This window comes from Brevibacillus sp. HB1.3 (genome assembly GCF_013186635.1).
GTDB lineage: Bacteria > Bacillota > Bacilli > Brevibacillales > Brevibacillaceae > Brevibacillus > Brevibacillus brevis_D.
In genome coordinates this window covers 430,837-443,765 of sequence record NZ_JABMIT010000003.1, presented here as the reverse complement: position 1 = coordinate 443,765, position 12,929 = coordinate 430,837, and the positions used below count along the sequence as shown (strand labels likewise).

Below are 12,929 nucleotides of genomic sequence, written 5' to 3'. Positions count from 1 at the left end.
TAGCTAGTATGTTCCTAGCACTTGTTAGGCGTGTTCTTTTACTCCAGTGAAAGTCTTGCGATGAATCGGTGTAGGTCCAAATCGAGCGATTGCTGCCAGATGCTCTGGGGTGCCGTAGCCTGCGTGTTTGTCAAAGCCATAGGCTGGATACTGTTCGGCATACTCGGTCATCAATCGATCACGGGTGACCTTCGCCACAATCGATGCGGCTGCAATTGAAACGCTTTTGGCATCTCCCCCGATAATCGGAACCTGCTCGCAATTCATTCCAGTTAGCTGTACGGCGTCAATCAGTAATACGTCTGGAGCGATACCTGCCTGTTGGATCGCCAGCTTCATCGCCTCTTTTGTAGCAGCTAGTATATTGATCACATCGATTCTTGCTGCATCGACAATGCCGATTCCCACAGCAAGTGCATCTCTTTGAATGATTTCGCAAAAAGCCTCCCGAGTAGACACGGGTATCTTCTTCGAGTCATTCAGGCCTGGCAAGTAAAAATCTTTTGGCAGACACACGGCACATGCAACAACAGGACCAGCCAATGGACCTCTCCCAACCTCATCAATCCCGAATATGTATTGATGCCCCTTTTCAAACATGGCTTTCTCATAGACGGTCATGTCAGTCCACATCTGTGCAAGCTTCTCTTGACGTGCAATCGCTGCCTCCGCCTGCTTCGCCATAGCCTGTACACCTGCTCTTTTATCTTCTTTCAGCAATTGTAAAAAATCTTTGGGTACCTCGTCCAACTTTTCCATCGTCACTCGTATTTCTTTTATCGACATATCCGCTAGATTCATTGACTCATTTCTCCTTACCGATCCTCATAGTAAAAACCTGCCTACCGTGTATGTCGATAGACAGGTTTTTGATGGCTGGAAAGTTTATTCTGGAAAAGATACTGGCTTACCAATCGGTTCGTCCATTTCCCAGTCAATCGGGCGCTCAACAGAGACCGTTCCCAGCTTGCCGGAACGTAGCTCACGCAGAAAAATTTCCGCTGCCTTGTCGTAGTCGATATTTCCGCCAGAAACGAGGCATCCGCGCTTCTTCCCGATTTCTTCGAGCATTTCTACTCGATCCTCAGGCAATTCTTTTAGCTTGAAGCGTTCGATCAAGCGTTCCGGATAGTAGTGCATCATGTAGCTGATAACAAATAATGCTACCTCCGTAAAATCGATGAGCTCGTCTTTAATTGCCCCACTTGCCGCCAATCGCAGACCTACCATCTGATCTTCAAATTTCGGCCAAAGAATACCAGGCGTATCGAGAAGCTCCAGTGTATCGCCCATTTTCACCCATTGTTGTGCCTTGGTTACCGCCGGACGATCACCTGTTGCCGCTACCGAACGCTTGGACAAGCGGTTAATGAGGGAAGACTTGCCTACATTGGGAATCCCCAAGATCATAATGCGAATGGCACGACCTTGCATCCCCCGCTCACTGCGCTTTGCCAGCATGTCAGCAGCTAGCTCCTTACACATTTCTGGCAGCTTGCTGACGCCTTTTCCACTCAGGGCATCAATCGGCAATGTGCGAATGCCTTGCTTGCGAAAATAAGCAATCCACTCATCTGTTGCCCGTTCATCCGCCAAATCTGCTTTATTGAGTAATATCAAACGTGGTTTATCACTGACAATCTCGTCAATCATCGGATTGCGGCTGGAAAGCGGCAGACGTGCATCGAGAAGCTCGATGACTACATCGATTAATTTCAGCTTTTCCGTTACTTGACGACGTGCTTTAGCCATATGGCCAGGAAACCATTGGATCGTCATGATGTCTCACCTACCTTGAAGCTTTAGGTTATCTTGTCAAGCGAATTCCCGCTACCGGCCAAAAAGTAAATTCCGCTCTGCCAACAACCGTACTGACGGCAACAGGACCGATGGCTCTGCTGTCATGACTGTTCAACCTGTTGTCGCCCATCACAAAAATATGGTCTGCCGGTATTTGGACCGGGGGAAAATCGTGGGTAAAGAACGGCTCTCCCTGCTGCTTCGCTTGTTCTTTTGATTGTGCAAGATACGGTTCCTCTACCACTTTGCCATTGACCAGCAGCTGATCGTTTTTGACCTCTACTGTATCACCCTCAACAGCAATGACTCTTTTGATGTAATCTCGCTCCTTTTCCGCATGGAACACGATGATTTCACCAGGTCTCGGATCTTGCAAAAAATAAATAGCCTTGTTCACAACTAATTTTTCGCTGTTATGTAATGTACTTTCCATGGATTCGCCTTCTACAATAAACGGGGCGAACAAAAAGGTACGAATGAAAAACGCCAGGACTAAAGCGATCCCAAGTGCCTTTATCCATTCCCATAGTTCATTTTTCTTCTTATGACTGGAGGTAATTTCTTCGCTCATGACTTACGATCCTCCCATGAAAGCTCGTCCAACCTTAGCTGTAACATATGTCAAGATGAACTATTTTATTTCAAGATCGTTAAATGGAAAAAAGAGGCCTGGCAAGCAGGCCAGTCCTCTTTCTAAGCGTTACGCTTATCGACGAATTTCTTTAATACGAGCTGCTTTACCTACGCGATCGCGCAGATAGTACAGTTTCGCACGACGTACTTTACCATGACGCACGATTTCGATCTTGTCGATCTTAGGCGTGTGTACTGGGAATGTACGCTCAACACCTACGCCGTAAGAAATCTTACGAGCTGTAAATGTTTCGCTGATACCTGTACCGCGACGGCGAATGCATACGCCTTCGAACAGCTGGATACGCTCACGCTGACCCTCGATAACCTTAACGTGTACACGAACAGTGTCACCAGGTCGGAACGCAGGAATGTCCTGTTTCAATTGCGCTTTTTCCAGTTCACGGATAATTTGGTTCATTTGAATTTCCTCCTTCCGATAGACGTTCTTACTCGTCTAACCCATAGGTCCAGCCGCTTAGGCTGCGTTACGAGTAGCGGACCGCCTTAGTCAGCGGGCAAAATTGCCACAAGAAGTATATTAACACAGCTGGCACAAAACTACAAGACTCTTCTCCTATTGTTCCCTACTTTTTTTCCTGTTCCAATTCAGCCAATAGCTTTTTCATTTCATCTGTCAGCGCCAGCTTTTCCAACAAATCTGGACGCCGTGCTTTTGTTCGACGCAGTGATTCTTTTAACCGCCAGCTTTCAATATTGGCGTGATGCCCTGACAACAGTATATCTGGCACTTTCCAGCCGCGAAACTCTGCCGGTCTTGTGTAATGAGGGTACTCGAGCAGTCCTGTTGAAAAGGAATCCTCAACGGCTGACGTCTGGTTTCCCAACGCTCCTGGTTGCAAACGAACGACACTGTCAATGACCACCATCGCCGCAAGCTCTCCCCCAGTCAGAACGTAGTCACCAATTGAGATTTCATCCGTGACGAGATGTTCCCGGATTCGCTCGTCGTACCCTTCATAATGACCGCAAATGAAGACAAGATGCTCCTCTTGCGCTAACTCTTCTGCCAGCTTCTGATGATAAGGCACACCCTGTGGACACATCAGAATCACTCGCGGTTTTTTCTCTCCCGTCAAGCCTTCTACGGCACGGAACAACGGCTCAGGCTTCAAGACCATTCCTCCGCCACCGCCATAAGGGGTGTCATCAACCGTTCCGTGCTTGCTCTCAGAAAAATCGCGAAAGTTGGTGACATGAAAATCAACCAGTTCTTTTTCGCTAGCCTTTCCCAAAATGCTGCTGGACAAAACACCTGTAAACATTTCGGGAAAGAGCGTAAAAATATCGATCCGCATCTGAAGTTCCTCCTACAGCAAGCCTTCCATCAGATGGCAGACCACACGTTTGTTCGCGATGTCCACTTCCTTGATGCATTCATCGATATACGGCAACAAGATTTCTCCGCGTTTCCCCTTCACTACCCACACATCGTTTGCTCCTGGCTGCATGACATCCACGATTTTTCCCAGTTCTTCGCCCTCGTCGGTTACGACGATGCAGCCGACGAGCTGATGAATGTAGAACTCATCCTCTTCCAATTCCATCAGTGCTTCCTCTGGAATTTTCAGCTCTCCGCCCTTGTATTTTTCGATATCGTTAATATGCTCATAGCCGTGAAAGCTCACAATCTCAAAATTTTTATGCGAGCGACGAGAAGCGATTTTCAATTTTAGTGGCTCACTGAGTGTCGGGTGGAACAAGTACAGCTCATTTCCTTTGCGAAAACGCTGGTCTGGAAAGTCAGTCGTTGGTGTTACACGCACTTCACCACGCAGGCCATGCGTATTAACCAGTTTGCCTACTCCGTAAAAGCTATTTTGGCTCAACGTGTTCATTCCCCTTTTCTTTGATCCCATTTTTCGTTTGTAGCCGAATCTCATGTACCAAGCCATCTTTTATCATGATTTCCGTTCCAGACATCATTTCATCCCAGACATCGCCCTCTTGGATCGTGACAGGGCTTTGAACAGTCTGGTAATCGATCTCGCTTCCCTCCGGGAGATTTTCTACCTGCTGGAGGGTATATGTCAGGTGATCTATCTTTTCCTTGCGTCGTCGCTCTTCCTGCGCGATTTTTTCCTGCGCCAACGCATATGTATCCGCAGACTTTTTCTTCGCCTCGGTTAATAGCTTTTTGGATTGAAACTGCCACTGCTCCCACTCTTTACGCTGCAAACGAAGTCGTTGGCTATACTGATCAATGAGAGCAGCCCGTGATGCTTCCGTAATAATCAGTTTAACCTGTACCGTCCGAAATATAGTAAGCACCTTCGCCACTCCTTTCGGAAAAATCATCAAGGTCTATAAGCATCTTGGATACTAGAAAAAAGACTGGGAAAGCTCCCAGCCTTTTCTCATACAATTTCAACCGTGACACGCTTGTCCGTTTCCACGGATGCGGCGATCACGACCGTGCGCAGGGCTTTCGCGATTCGACCTTGCTTGCCAATAATCTTCCCCATATCATCAGGGTGTACCGACAATTCAAAGACGAGAGTTCGCTCTTTGTCCACTGCGTTAACACGAACCTCATTCGGATGATCGACGAGAGCTTTAGCGATCGTTTCGACCAGCGCTTTCATCATCAAACCTCCAGATGACCGACTTATTTGCCGTATTTGGTTTCGTGCACTTTAGCCATAACGCCTTCTTTGGAGAGAAGGTTACGAACGGTATCAGTTGGAGCTGCACCATTCAGGATCCATTGAACCGCTTTGTCGGTATCAATTTTCACCACTGCCGGTTGTGCAACCGGGTTATAGTAACCGATTTCTTCAATGAAACGGCCATCGCGTGGGGAACGGGAGTCAGCTACTACTACACGGTAGAAAGGAGCTTTCTTGGAACCCATACGCTTCAGACGGATTTTAACTGCCATGTTGTGTCACCTCCTGTATTAATCAACGCGAGAAGAACATCTGCGTTGGTGCTACTATATCTGAACCATCGCGGCCAGCTGACAAGTCAGTGTCGCGAGAGATCATGCCTACTTACTTGAACGGTGGCTTGAAGTTAAAGGGGAAATTCATCCCGCCCTGGTTGTTGCCTCCGCCTTTTCCCATGAAAGGTAATCCGAAGCCTTTTTTCTTCGACTTCTTGACCATCTTGTCAGCAGCGCCTGAGAATTGCTTCATCATCTTCTTCATTTCCTCGAACTGCTTGAGGAAGCGATTGACTTCTTGAATACTCGTTCCGCTTCCGCTTGCGATACGCTTGCGACGGCTGGCATTCAATAAATCAGGATTCGCGCGCTCTTGTTTGGTCATGGATTTGGCGATCGCTTCAACGCGGGCAATCTGCTTTTCATCCACGTTCATTTTGCCCTTCATCTTGTTCATTCCTGGCAGCATGCCGAGAATGTCTTCAAAAGGACCCAGGTTGCGGAGCTGCTGCATGGAATCCAAGAACATGTCGAAGGTAAACTCACCTTGACGCATTTGGCGTTCCATATCGCGTGCTTTGTCTTCATCCACGGATGCCTGTGCTTTTTCAATCAGGCTGAGTACGTCCCCCATACCCAAAATACGGGAAGCCATACGATCCGGATGGAACGGTTCGAGCGCATCCAGCTTTTCACCCATCGCCGCGAATTTGATCGGCTTGCCAGTGACAGCTTTGACGGATAGTGCCGCACCGCCTCGGGTATCACCGTCGAGCTTTGTGAGAACCACACCAGTCAGTTCAAGCTGGCTATTAAAGCTCTCTGCTACATTGACGGCATCTTGACCTGTCATCGCGTCCACGACGAGCAAAATCTCATCGGGCTTGGTTACTTCGCGAATCTGTTTCAACTCGTCCATCAGCGCTTCGTCAATATGCAGGCGACCTGCGGTATCGATAAGGACTACGTCGAGATGATTTGTCTTCGCGTGTTCAATCGCTTGGCGAGCGATTTCGACAGGACTGACTTGATCACCGAGAGTGAAGACGGGAACATTGAGTTGCTCCCCTAAAACCTGAAGCTGCTTGATCGCAGCAGGACGGTAAATGTCTCCCGCTACCAGAAGCGGCTTGCGGTTTTGCTTTTGCAAATACTTGGCCAGCTTACCGGTTGTGGTCGTTTTACCTGCCCCTTGCAGACCTGCCATCATGATGACGGTCGGCGGGCGGTGCGCCATCGTGAGCTGAGCGACGTTGCCACCCATCAGAGCGACCAGCTCTTCATTCACGATCTTGATCACCATTTGACCAGGTGTCAGGCTTTTCATAACTTCCTGACCGACTGCGCGCTCCTTGACACGAGCAACGAAGTCTTTTACTACTTTAAAGTTAACGTCTGCTTCCAGCAGGGCCAGACGAACTTCACGCATCGCTTCACTCACGATGGTCTCGTCTATTTTCCCTCTGCCGCGCAGTTTGTCAAACGCGTTTTGCAGCCGATTGGCTAAGCTCTCAAACGCCATGCGAGCCCTCCTAATCCATCTCTGACAGTTGGTGGAGCAAAGTGTTCAGCTCGTCTCTTGTCTCGCTCTCCGAAAGCTCATTTACAAGTTCGTTCATGCGATTCAACACGTCCATGCGTTTTTCATGACGCTCAGCGAGGCGAAGCTTCTGATCGTATTCAAACAGTTGCTTCTCTGCCCGCTTGATATGATCATAAACAGCTTGGCGGCTGACCTCATGCATCTCGGCAATTTCTCCGAGCGATAAATCGTCCAGATAATACAGCTCAAGATATTCTCGCTGCTTGCCCTTGAGTAGCGGCGCGTAAAAGTCAAACAAGAGATTGACTTGATTGGTCTTTTCTAACATGAAACCAATCCTTTGCTATGAGGTACTCGTTTCAAACTGTAAAGACTTTTTCTTTACAGCACGTAGATTATAGTACCTAATTCCACACCTAGTGTCAAGGTTTTTTATTGACATCATTTTTTTATCTTTGAAACACTATGTTTTTACGCATTTTCCTGCTCTTCTGTTTCATCTTTTTGAATCAATCCAGCAAATAACGCATGAACAAATTGCTCAGGATCAAACTGCTGCAAGTCATCCATTCTTTCACCCAACCCTACGTATTTCACCGGAATGTTCAGCTCGTTGCGAATCGCAATGACGATACCGCCCTTTGCTGTACCATCCAGTTTGGTCAGGACCAAACCTGTTACTCCAGCAGACTGTCCAAACGTTTTCGCCTGCGAAAGCGCATTTTGCCCTGTGGTAGCGTCCAAAACTAGCAAAACCTCGTGCGGAGCTCCTGGCAATTCGCGTTGCAATACGCGGTGTACCTTCGCCAGCTCTTCCATGAGATTGACTTTGTTTTGCAAGCGACCTGCGGTATCGCACAACAGCACATCGACCTGTCGGGATTTCGCTGCCTGAATCGCATCGTAGATCACGGCAGCCGGATCAGAGCCTTGTTGCTGCTTGATTACGTCAACTCCTACACGCTCTCCCCAAACCTCCAGCTGTTCAATCGCTGCTGCACGGAATGTGTCACCTGCTGCCAGCAACACTTTTTTATTTTGCTGCTTGAACATATGCGCCATTTTACCGATTGTGGTTGTTTTTCCAACTCCATTGACCCCTACGAACAAAATGACGTTCAGACGACCGTCCTCTACGTTCAGAGTCGTATCTGCAGCATCATCATTTTTCAAAAGGGCAACCAGTTTTTCTGAGAGAATCGGCTGCAGGTCGATCGCATTCTCGATTTTTTGCTTGCGCACCTCTGTCCGCAAGTCGTCTATGAGCTCCATTACGGTATTGACGCCCACATCGGATGTAATCAAAATTTCTTCTAATTCATCGAAAAAGTCATCGTCGATCTTTTTGTAGCGACGTACCAGATCCTCTACTTTTTCTACTAGCAGGTCTCTCGTTTTCGCCAAACCATCCGTAAACTTCTGGGTGACCTCTTCGGATTTTTGGACAATAGCATCACGAAGGCGCTTGAAAAAACTCATGTTCATCTTCCTTTGCGGGTAGTATCAATTGAATGGCAAATCCGTTTAAGAGGCTGATTCGATAAATTTATCACTGTCCTCCAGCTTCACGGAGACGAGTTTGGACACGCCGCCCTCCTGCATCGTGATACCATATAGCACGTCTGCGCTCTCCATTGTGCCTTTTCTGTGAGTGACGCAAATAAACTGCGTCTGGTTACTGAAATGGTGCATGTACTCGGCGAAGCGATTAACGTTTGCCTCATCCAAAGCGGCTTCTACCTCATCCAATACACAGAATGGTACTGGCTTCACACGCAGGATGGCAAACAGCAAGGCCATTGCAGTCAAAGCACGTTCGCCCCCGGACAAGAGCGCAAGATTTTGCAGCTTCTTGCCAGGTGGCTGCGCCACGATATCGATGCCCGTCTCAAGCAGGTTATCTGGATTGGAGAGCACAAGATCTGCCCGTCCTCCTCCAAACAATTGGACAAACACGTCGCGGAACTGTTCCGAGATCGCATCAAATGTTTCTTTGAAGCGGCGCGACATCTCTGCGTCCATTTCTTGGATCACTTGATAGAGCATGTCTTTTGCTTCATTCAGGTCAGCTTCCTGCGAGCTTAAGAACTGTTGACGCTCTGACAAGCGCTCATATTCCTCAATCGCCCCAAGATTCACAGTGCCAAGTGCCCCAATCTGCTTTTTCAGACGATTGACCACTTGTGTCTCTTCCTGAATCTCGCCACGTGCCGGATATTTTTGCTTCGCCAGGTCGTAGCTCATTTCGTATTCTTCGGAGAGTTTATTCAACAGATGATCGAGCTCTACCTCGTTACGATTGACTTTTACTTCTTCCTGATGAAGCTTTTCCTCGAGCGATTTGACCTCGCGGCGGATTTCCTTGACCTGTAGTTCTACTTGCTCCTGTTTGTAAAAGAGAGTGGCCCGCTCACTTCGCCGCTCTTGAATCAAGCCGGCTACACGGTCTTTATCCTGACGCAATTCGCTAATGCGCTGATCCAGCTCAAGCCCGGACGATTCGTTCGTACGCTCCAGTTCGTCAAGAGATGCCAAGTTCGCGTTTTGTTCTTCCCATTCGTGCTGCAATTGGCTTTTTTGCTCCAGCAAGCGTTCTGTTTGCTCCAAGCGTGATTGATATTCTTGCTTGACCTGCGCATTCAGCACTTTGAGACTTGTTATCTTTTGATTCATTTCTTCTTTGGATTCGAGCTGCTCTTGGCGTTTCGCCTCAGCTTCTGCGATCTGCTCACTGAGCTCTTTTTCCTCTTGCTCCATGGCAGTCAAAGAAGCTTGCAGCTGCTCTTGCTTGCGTTTGGCTTCTTCCATCTCGCGGCGATAGCTTTCAATATCTTGCTCAACTAGCTTTGCTCGCTCGCCCAAGGATCTGCCTTCCGATTCTTTTTGCTGCAAGAGCCCTTTTACTTCCTGTTCTTTCAGTCGCAGACTTTCGCCCTCTGTCCGCAGAGCTTCTTGCTCCTGCTGCATTTGCGCCAGTTCCTTCGTCAGCTGCTCCATAAGGGTAGTATGCCCAGAAATTGCCTGGTCGATTTCTACCAGCTGTGCTTCCAGCTCTTCTGATTGACGGTTGCGTCCAAGCAGGTTCGTGCTGTTCTTTTTCAAGGCCCCCCCTGTCATGGAACCGCCAGCATTCACGATATCGCCTTCCAGCGTCACGACGCGATAGCGGTAGCCAAGCGTACGGGCCACACGGTTTGCCTGCTCCAGCTTTTCCGTAATAATGACATTGCCCAATAGACTTTCGAGGATGGGTCGATACGCTTCCTCAAAGGTCACGAGCTCACTCGCGATTCCGACGACTCCACTCTCATCCTCCAGCTGGCGCTTGTCGCTTGCCTGCAAGGTGCGAGGACGGATGACATCGAGCGGTAGAAATGTTGCCCTACCTGCATTATGCTGCTTCAAGTGAGCAATGGCTGCACGACCAGATGCTTCGTTGTCCACGACGACGTTTTGAAGTGCGCCACCCAATGCGACTTCCATCGCTGTCTCGTATTGCTGTGGCACGACAACGAGCTCAGCGACTGCTCCATGGATCCCTTTGAAGCCCCGCTCGCGTGCTTTCAAAATTTCTTTTACCCCTTGCTGAAACCCTGCGAACTCCGACTGCATTTCTTTTAACAGGTCAAAACGGGACTTCGCTGCTTCCCGCTTTTGTTCCCAATGGCGCAGCTCTCGACGGGCTGTTTCAAGGCGGGCTTGTCCTTCTCGCATGCCCTCGACTAGCTCTTTGTATCTAACGCCGGTTTCTTGAATGGTAGAAACGATCTTCTCCAGCTGATCTTGGAGTTGGCTCAACTGATTTAGACGCTGCTCTTCTTCTTCATCGAGCTGTTTTTTTCCAGACAATTGACGTTCGACTCTGGCCTCGCTTGTCTTGAGAAGCTGCTCTTGATGACGATTTTCGTTGCGCAGATTCGCCATTTCGTTGAGCTTTTCGAAGTAATCACTCTTCAAACGCTCCACGTCATCTGTCAGTGATTGCACCATGGAAAAAAATTGACCTTCTGCTTCTTGCAGCGAAGCGTGGGCTTCGGTCATGCGGCGATCCGCTTCCTTGGCCCGCTCTTGTTCTTCTGCCAGTTCGGCCTCAAGACCGTGCTGCTTCTCCGTAATCCGATGCATCTGCTCCATCGTCTGCTGGCGATTGGCATTGAGATTGCGCATACGCTCCCGCAATACCTCACGTTGTCCTTCGACTTTCTCGGTCTCTTCACTAACTGTCAAAAGCACTTGTTGCAGTTCTTCGATCGATTGGTCGATTTGGGTGACATGAAAACGCGCCTGCTCCAAATCAGCTTCTTGCTTGGATGCTTCGGTGGTTTGTCCAATTAACAGATGCTTGAGTTCCTCTACGCGTCCTGTGGCTGCTTCCCACTTCGTATGAGCTACTTCAATTTGCTGCACATAAAGAGCTACTTCATGCTCAACCAGCTTGCGATGAAGCTCCTTGTACGTTTTGGCTGTTTCTGCTTGCTCTTGCAAAGGTCCGATTTGCTCCGTAATTTCACTGACGATATCGTGAATACGCACCAGATTTTGTTCGGTGTCATCGAGCTTTTTCTCCGCCTCGCGCTTGCGTGTTTTGTATTTGACGATTCCGGCTGCTTCTTCAAATATTCCACGGCGATCCTCGGACTTGGTACTGAGAATTTCCTCAATTTTACCTTGGCCGATAATCGAATACGCTTCTTTCCCCAGCCCGGTATCCATGAACATCTCCATAATGTCTTTTAGACGGCAGGATCTGTTGTTTATGTAGTACTCACTATCACCAGAACGATACACTCTGCGGGTAACGGATACCTCCGAATATTCCACATCGAGTGAACGATCTGTATTGTCCAAGGTGAGTGTCACTTCTGCAAAATTCACTGGCTTGCGCTTGTCACTACCCGCGAAAATAATGTCTTCCATTTTCGCTCCACGCAACGACTTCGCGCTCTGTTCCCCCAGCACCCAGCGGATCGAATCAGAAACGTTACTTTTCCCACTTCCATTCGGTCCCACTACGGCTGTTACCCCTGGTACAAATTCCAATTCCGTGCGATCGGCAAAGGATTTGAATCCAGCCAGCTCCAGGCGTTTCAAATACATACGTACGGTCCTCCTTAAGAAACCATCCAAGACTGCCAGCCAAATGGACAAGCTTACAAACATGCAAGGATCGGATGGTACCCGAAAAGAAGCCCCTGCATCGAACAGGAGCTACCTACTACGAGCCTACATGATCATCTGTAGGTAAGTGTATCATAGATAGCGGTCATCTCGCAGTATTTTCCCTCTGTTTCCCACCCGAAAGAAAAAAGCTGCACCATCTTGTAGCAGATGATGCAGCCCTTCTCGCTGACGAGTGATTATTTATCCCCCAGCTTGACCAATGCTCGTGCAGCAGCTTGCTGTTCCGCTTCTTTTTTAGAGCGGCCAGAGCCGATGCCAAGCGAACGATTGTTCAATAGCACCTCAGATACGAACTCTCGATTATGAGCTGGTCCTTTTTCTTCTACAATTCGGTAATGGATGTCTCCCAGATTGTCTTGTTGAACAAATTCCTGCAACTGGCTCTTGAAGTCGGTTACCTGGGCAAACTCTCCTTTGTCAATGCGCGGGTAGACGTATTTTTCCATAAAGGAAAAGACTGCGTCCAACCCCTGATCCAAGTAAAGCGCACCTACAAACGCCTCAAAAACGTCCGCTAGCAAGGCTGGTCGCTGACGTCCACCTGTCAGCTCTTCCCCTTTTCCCAGCAATACGAGATCGCCAAAATTCAACAGTTCAGCAAACTTGACGAGAGAAGGCTCACAGACAATGGCTGCACGCAGCTTTGTCATTTCCCCTTCGCTCATCTTCGGAAAAGTTTTATACAAAAACTGGGAGACGGTCAACTCCAACACAGCATCCCCCAAAAACTCTAGCCGCTCATTGTCTGATATTCGTTTGCCGCGTTGCTCGTTCACGTAGGAAGAATGGGTGAATGCCTGCCGCAAAACACTTTCATCGCGAAAGCGAAAGCCTATCGTTTCTTGCAGCTGTGCAAAATTCATCACC

The 12,929-nt window shown here is 48.6% G+C and carries 14 protein-coding genes; all 14 read right to left on the bottom strand.

What is annotated here, in order from left to right; translation table 11 throughout:
* Positions 1-24 precede the first annotated feature (24 nt).
* The 14 genes from HPY31_RS09785 to rnc all read right to left on the bottom strand — a co-directional run bounded on the left by HPY31_RS09785 (position 25) and on the right by rnc (position 12,925).
* Complete coding sequence (locus HPY31_RS09785; RefSeq protein WP_172140442.1) at positions 25-801, bottom strand: ribonuclease HII; 777 nt, start codon at positions 799-801, stop codon at positions 25-27.
* 84 nt (positions 802-885) lie between these two features.
* Positions 886-1,779 (bottom strand): ribosome biogenesis GTPase YlqF, encoded by an 894-nt coding sequence (gene ylqF, locus HPY31_RS09780; protein ID WP_015891884.1) that lies wholly within the window; start codon positions 1,777-1,779, stop codon positions 886-888.
* Positions 1,780-1,807: 28 nt separating this feature from the next.
* On the bottom strand, positions 1,808-2,371 hold the full coding sequence (gene lepB / locus HPY31_RS09775) for a signal peptidase I (RefSeq protein ID WP_016743289.1): 564 nt from the start codon (positions 2,369-2,371) through the stop codon (positions 1,808-1,810).
* 135 nt (positions 2,372-2,506) lie between these two features.
* Complete coding sequence (gene rplS / locus HPY31_RS09770; RefSeq protein WP_015891886.1) at positions 2,507-2,854, bottom strand: 50S ribosomal protein L19; 348 nt, start codon at positions 2,852-2,854, stop codon at positions 2,507-2,509.
* A 166-nt stretch (positions 2,855-3,020) separates the two neighbouring features.
* The gene (gene trmD, locus HPY31_RS09765; protein ID WP_016743288.1) at positions 3,021-3,752 is read right to left on the bottom strand and encodes a tRNA (guanosine(37)-N1)-methyltransferase TrmD; all 732 of its coding nucleotides are present in this window, start codon (positions 3,750-3,752) and stop codon (positions 3,021-3,023) included.
* Between the two features lie 12 nt (positions 3,753-3,764).
* Positions 3,765-4,292, bottom strand: coding sequence for a ribosome maturation factor RimM (gene rimM / locus HPY31_RS09760; protein WP_016743287.1), 528 nt, complete (start codon positions 4,290-4,292; stop codon positions 3,765-3,767).
* On the bottom strand, positions 4,270-4,725 hold the full coding sequence (locus tag HPY31_RS09755) for a YlqD family protein (protein WP_015891889.1): 456 nt from the start codon (positions 4,723-4,725) through the stop codon (positions 4,270-4,272). Before HPY31_RS09755 ends, rimM begins: the two co-directional genes overlap by 23 nt.
* 86 nt (positions 4,726-4,811) lie before the next feature.
* Positions 4,812-5,039, bottom strand: coding sequence for a KH domain-containing protein (locus HPY31_RS09750; RefSeq protein WP_007719711.1), 228 nt, complete (start codon positions 5,037-5,039; stop codon positions 4,812-4,814).
* 23 nt (positions 5,040-5,062) lie between these two features.
* Entirely contained in the window at positions 5,063-5,335 is a 273-nt protein-coding gene (rpsP, locus tag HPY31_RS09745) for a 30S ribosomal protein S16 (RefSeq protein ID WP_007719713.1), read from the bottom strand.
* 112 nt (positions 5,336-5,447) lie between these two features.
* Entirely contained in the window at positions 5,448-6,860 is a 1,413-nt protein-coding gene (gene ffh / locus HPY31_RS09740; RefSeq protein ID WP_172140440.1) for a signal recognition particle protein, read from the bottom strand.
* Positions 6,861-6,870: 10 nt separating this feature from the next.
* Positions 6,871-7,209, bottom strand: a complete 339-nt coding sequence (locus HPY31_RS09735; protein WP_016743283.1) for a putative DNA-binding protein — start codon at positions 7,207-7,209, stop codon at positions 6,871-6,873.
* A gap of 143 nt (positions 7,210-7,352) precedes the next feature.
* The gene (gene ftsY / locus HPY31_RS09730; protein ID WP_016743282.1) at positions 7,353-8,360 is read right to left on the bottom strand and encodes a signal recognition particle-docking protein FtsY; all 1,008 of its coding nucleotides are present in this window, start codon (positions 8,358-8,360) and stop codon (positions 7,353-7,355) included.
* A gap of 45 nt (positions 8,361-8,405) precedes the next feature.
* Positions 8,406-11,978 carry a chromosome segregation protein SMC gene (gene smc, locus HPY31_RS09725; protein ID WP_172140438.1) on the bottom strand — a complete coding sequence of 1,191 codons (3,573 nt, stop codon included), beginning with the start codon at positions 11,976-11,978 and terminating at the stop codon, positions 8,406-8,408.
* A 260-nt stretch (positions 11,979-12,238) separates the two neighbouring features.
* Positions 12,239-12,925 carry a ribonuclease III gene (rnc, locus tag HPY31_RS09720; protein WP_026043146.1) on the bottom strand — a complete coding sequence of 229 codons (687 nt, stop codon included), beginning with the start codon at positions 12,923-12,925 and terminating at the stop codon, positions 12,239-12,241.
* Between the last annotated feature and the right edge of the window lie 4 nt (positions 12,926-12,929).

Bases quoted from the DNA above. Each gene is read 5' to 3' on its own strand.
- HPY31_RS09785 (WP_172140442.1), bottom strand. From the start codon at position 801: ATGAATCTAGCGGATATGTCGATAAAAGAAATACGAGTGACGATGGAA.
- ylqF (WP_015891884.1), bottom strand. From the start codon at position 1,779: ATGACGATCCAATGGTTTCCTGGCCATATGGCTAAAGCACGTCGTCAA.
- lepB (WP_016743289.1), bottom strand. From the start codon at position 2,371: ATGAGCGAAGAAATTACCTCCAGTCATAAGAAGAAAAATGAACTATGG.
- rplS (WP_015891886.1), bottom strand. From the start codon at position 2,854: ATGAACCAAATTATCCGTGAACTGGAAAAAGCGCAATTGAAACAGGAC.
- trmD (WP_016743288.1), bottom strand. From the start codon at position 3,752: ATGCGGATCGATATTTTTACGCTCTTTCCCGAAATGTTTACAGGTGTT.
- rimM (WP_016743287.1), bottom strand. From the start codon at position 4,292: ATGAACACGTTGAGCCAAAATAGCTTTTACGGAGTAGGCAAACTGGTT.
- HPY31_RS09750 (WP_007719711.1), bottom strand. From the start codon at position 5,039: ATGAAAGCGCTGGTCGAAACGATCGCTAAAGCTCTCGTCGATCATCCG.
- rpsP (WP_007719713.1), bottom strand. From the start codon at position 5,335: ATGGCAGTTAAAATCCGTCTGAAGCGTATGGGTTCCAAGAAAGCTCCT.
- ffh (WP_172140440.1), bottom strand. From the start codon at position 6,860: ATGGCGTTTGAGAGCTTAGCCAATCGGCTGCAAAACGCGTTTGACAAA.
- HPY31_RS09735 (WP_016743283.1), bottom strand. From the start codon at position 7,209: ATGTTAGAAAAGACCAATCAAGTCAATCTCTTGTTTGACTTTTACGCG.
- ftsY (WP_016743282.1), bottom strand. From the start codon at position 8,360: ATGAGTTTTTTCAAGCGCCTTCGTGATGCTATTGTCCAAAAATCCGAA.
- smc (WP_172140438.1), bottom strand. From the start codon at position 11,978: ATGTATTTGAAACGCCTGGAGCTGGCTGGATTCAAATCCTTTGCCGAT.
- rnc (WP_026043146.1), bottom strand. From the start codon at position 12,925: ATGAATTTTGCACAGCTGCAAGAAACGATAGGCTTTCGCTTTCGCGAT.